Here is a 4,238-nt window from a genome sequence, read left to right on the forward strand (position 1 = left end):
GCGTCAATCAGGGTCAGGGTGGTATGCGAGCCGATGTATCCGGCCCCGCCGGTAATCAACGTGGTTTTGTGCATGATGAGGCGTTCCTGTCACAAGGAAATTGCGCGAGTCAGGAGAATGTGGTCCGGGTAGGAGAAAGGTTGTCGGGTGCGTCCTCTCAGCGGGTGGTGAAAACCGATTTGAATTCTTGCAGCCAGCGCGGATGCATCACGCTGTACGCCACGGCATAGCTCAGCGCGCCAACCACGATGCTGCAGAACAGGTGCAGGTAGCCTTGAACACTCAATCGGGAAGAAATCATCAGGACGATCGCAGCCATGACCAACGAGGCAACCACGCTGCGATAGTTGGTTTCGAAAAACAGCCGCCAGTCATAGCCGATTGCGCGGTTCAATCCGCGGATTTGCAGTGGCGTGATGATCGCCATCCGGGCTAGCAGGGCGAGGGCGGCGGCCATGCCGCCATAAAGGCTGCCGAAGCTATAGACCAGCGTCAGTGCCAGTACGGAGGTTGCCACTTCGGCCTTGATGGTCAGGTGGCTGCAATTGACTGCGACCAGTGCGGTTGTGGCGTACATGGCGGTATTGCCGATGGCTGCCGTGCACGCAAGCACTTGCAGCAGGGGAATGGCCTCGGTCCATTTGGCGCCGAAGATCAACAGGATCAGGTCATGCGCCGTGAGTGCGATGCCGATGAACAGGGGCGTCAGCAGGAAGCCGCTGACGGCGGTCGAATCGCTGATGATCGCGCGCAACCGCGAGGGATCGGCGCTGCGCCGGGCAAACACCGGCAGCGCATAGCTGATCAGGCCGTGATAGATCGCCGTGCGCGGCAGATCGATGATGCGCATCGCCATGTTGAACATGCCCACCGCGTTGCTACCGGCCGTCATGCCCAGGATGACGGTGACCCCGCGCTGTAGCGTTTGCGAACTCAGCGCGTTGATGGCAACCGGTGCGCCGGCCTTCAACAGTTCGCGCAGGAGCGGGCCGTCAATGCAAAAGGCAATGCGGCGCGGGTCTGCACGCATCAATACGACAATGGACACGAACTCCATGATCAGTACCTGGGCAATGACCGCCCAGGCCCCCAACCCCCAAAGCGCGACAGCGATGCCACCCACGCCACCACATACTTTGCCCAGTAACGTGCGCGACGCCAACATCCTGAAGTCGCCGCTACGGCGCATTTGCGCCACATAGACCCGCGCCATCATGGTGAACAGGATTTTCACCGAGGCCACCGCCGTCATCCATCGCAGCACCGGGTCGGGTGTGTACAGCGTTACCGCGCCCGAGATGACGACGATGGACAGCAGGCTGACGAGTACCGACGCCCAGAAGGCTGTGGCGATGTGTTTGTCTTCCAGTCGTTCGAGTCGTACCAGCGGGTCTTCCAGAACCGAGGAATAAATCATCCCGATCAACTCGACGACGGCAATGATGACCGTGCCCACACCCAACTCTGTGGGCGACAGCAGCCTGGCATACGCGACAAAGGTAATCATCGACAGGAAAATCAGGCCGAACTTCTCGGTGAAAATCCAGATCAATTTAACCAGACGATGATTGGCCATGGCGGATACCGGCTCAATGAGCAGTGGTGGACGCAGGTGCCTTGCGCAATGATTGGACGCATGCGTAGAGGAAGCGCAATGTCGGTTTGCCGTTCCTGAAGATCAGCGCTTGCCAGGAATACTCCAGCATTCGCCGGTACACACCGATCACTTGGGCATGCTCTCCTCTGCGGGAAAACAGTTCGAGAAAGTCGGAGAGGCTGCCCAGCGCGAAATCGATCCGTTGCTGCTTGCTGAGCTGCGGGCCAAAGTGGGCGAGGTACTCTTCGATGAACCTGATCTTGTGCGGGTAGTACCTTGTCGGTTGCGCGGTCATGTTGGCGCTGTTGACCATGCGCTGCAGCAGCACCTCTGGCACCGTATGGACCTCCCAGTGTTCGGCGATCCGGGTCCACATGAAGCGGTCTTCGGAGTAACGCAGGCTGGCATTGAAGCCGCCGAGTTGCATGATCACGTCGCGTTTGACCATCGCGGAGGACACGCCATTGAGGACGTTGGCGCGGATGAAATCGTCGAAATGCCTACCGTTTTTTTGCCGGTCTTCCAGTATTCGCCTGCCATCGCTGTAGTCGTTATGCACGTAGCAATCTATCAGCCCCACCGGCCGTCCCTGACGATCCAGTTCTTCAAACAGTGCCACTTGTTGCTCCAGCTTTCGCGGATACCATCTGTCATCGGCATCGAGAAACGCCACAAGAGTCTCTTCAGTGTGCTGCAGTCCGTGGTTGCGGGCGCTGGCCTGGCCTTCGTTGGCTTGATGCAACAGCGTCAGGCGAAACGGCGCCGCGAAGTCCCTGACCCGTTGGGGTCCATCATCGGTGGAACCATCGTCGATGACGATGACGTGATCGGGCAGTCGCGTTTGCCCGGCCACGGACGCCAGTGTTTGCTCAATGCTGTCGGCGCCGTTGTACATCGCGATTATGACGCACACGGTATTGGGTGAAGGGTGGGCTTGGTCTGGCATGGTTATTTCTCCTTTCGTTACGCCTTGGCTGAATCGCGCGGCAATGCCTCGCCGGACGGACGCTGACGCAGGGTTGCTGCTGACAACACGGGGTATTTCGCGTGGTGATGCCGAAAGGACAGGGCCAGGACGCAGAACACCAGAAACTCCGCCGAGCGGTAGTTGGGCACGACATACGCTACATAGTTGGTGAGCATGAATGATCCGACGATGACCATCGCGCTGACATGAAACCGTGCCGATTGGTCCGCCATCACGGCCCGATAGTGTTTTAGCAGTGCCTCGATCAGCATGAGGAGCAGCGCTATCAACTGAACGATACCGCCGTTCAGCAAGGTTTCGATGTAGCCGTTGTGGGCATTACCGATGTAACCCCAGCGGCTGATAAAGACCTCGGCGCTGGGGCTGGACCAGAAGGCGCCGAAGCCGTAACCCTTGAGGAATTCGGCGTCGATCAGCGGTGTGAGCAGGTCCCAGATCAACGTGCGGTCGGTGAGTGATGGATCGCGACCGGTCAGCTCCAGCAGCAGCGTGTAGTTGCCGTAGAGAAAGAAACAGATCAGCAAATAGACGATCGTCGTGCCGAGGAATGCGGGCCATGAACGGTTGATGTGCAAACGGATCAGCGTGAGGAAGTACCAGTAGCTCACGGTGCCGGCAACAATCAGTGCTGTGGCGGTGGCGGATTGGGCCAGTGCAATCGCGATCAGCGAGAACAACGAGCAGATGATGGCCCAGGGATTGCCCTGACGGATCATCGGCAGCAGTAGCAAAATGGCGATCGCGTTGATCCGGGCGCCGGCATTTTTATCCGGGAAAATCCCTTTGAATGCACCCTCGCGAACACCGCCGTTAATGAAGGCGACATCGGGCCTGACAAGCGCCAGTATCAAGCCGAACRACGCAGCGGCGCCGATGAGACAGCCGAGCATGAAGGCGATTTTCTCGAGGCTGTAGTTGTAGGCGATGAAACCCGCAAAGAAGACCACGCTGATCAGCGCCACAAAACGTTTGAAACTTAACATCGGGTCGTAGGACCAACTGATCGATACCGCCAGGCAGAGCATGAACACCAGCAGGAAGGCGTTGTTCCTGTAAAAGCTTTTGCTGAGGAAGACCTTGTTGCGGATGAAGAAGAACAGCGGTACCAGCAGGGTGATCAGACCGCAAATCTGATTGACCGCGTTGCCTTCGAGGTCTTTTTCGGCCAAGTCCAGATTTGACGTATCCGCCAGCCCGGAAAAAAATCCGATCACCTGGATGTAGAACAGCACACCGAACAGCGTGAAGGCGTTGCGCAGCGTGCTGTACCTGACTTCCAGTGTGTTCATCACGACTGGCTCCCGAGTAGCGCATCGAGATAAGTTTTCGCCGCGCAAGCGCTCACGAAACGGGCGGCGGCATCGATGCGGGCCTGGCGATTTACATCACGCGGCAACGTCAGCTGCATCGTGATGGCCTGCGCCAGCGCGTCAGGGGCGTCGACGGCCACCAGCGGAGCGATCGCGCCATTATCGAGAATCTCTTGCGGCCCATAGGGGCAGTGAGTCGATACCACCGGAGTGCCAGTGGCCATGGCCTCGACCAGTGCGTTGGGGCTGCCCTCGAAACGCGACGACAGTACAAAACAATCGGCCGCCGCCACTTCTGCCATCGGATCACTGGTATAGCCTGGTAAATCGAACCGGTCGGCCA

General features: G+C 58.5%; 4 protein-coding genes. All 4 read right to left on the minus strand.

All coding sequences use genetic code 11. From position 1 onward, the window contains the following. Positions 1-157: 157 nt before the first annotated feature. Positions 158-1,576, minus strand: coding sequence for an oligosaccharide flippase family protein (locus tag AC1DLB_RS23055; RefSeq protein WP_477743221.1), 1,419 nt, complete (start codon positions 1,574-1,576; stop codon positions 158-160). Positions 1,577-1,589: 13 nt separating this feature from the next. Beyond that, a complete protein-coding gene (locus AC1DLB_RS23060) occupies positions 1,590-2,543 on the minus strand; it encodes a glycosyltransferase family 2 protein (RefSeq protein WP_111453156.1) in 954 nt (317 codons plus the stop codon). Between the two features lie 17 nt (positions 2,544-2,560). Next, complete coding sequence (locus AC1DLB_RS23065; protein ID WP_477785698.1) at positions 2,561-3,874, minus strand: O-antigen ligase family protein; 1,314 nt, start codon at positions 3,872-3,874, stop codon at positions 2,561-2,563. Then, on the minus strand, positions 3,874-4,238 hold a 365-nt coding region (locus AC1DLB_RS23070), incomplete at its 5' end, for a glycosyltransferase (RefSeq protein ID WP_477785699.1). The genes AC1DLB_RS23065 and AC1DLB_RS23070, both read right to left, overlap by 1 nt.

This window comes from Pseudomonas sp. 05N434 (genome assembly GCF_056396965.1).

Coding starts and splice junctions, on each gene's coding strand:
- AC1DLB_RS23055 (WP_477743221.1), bottom strand. CDS start 1,576: ATGGCCAATCATCGTCTGGTTAAATTGATCTGGATTTTCACCGAGAAG.
- AC1DLB_RS23060 (WP_111453156.1), bottom strand. CDS start 2,543: ATGCCAGACCAAGCCCACCCTTCACCCAATACCGTGTGCGTCATAATC.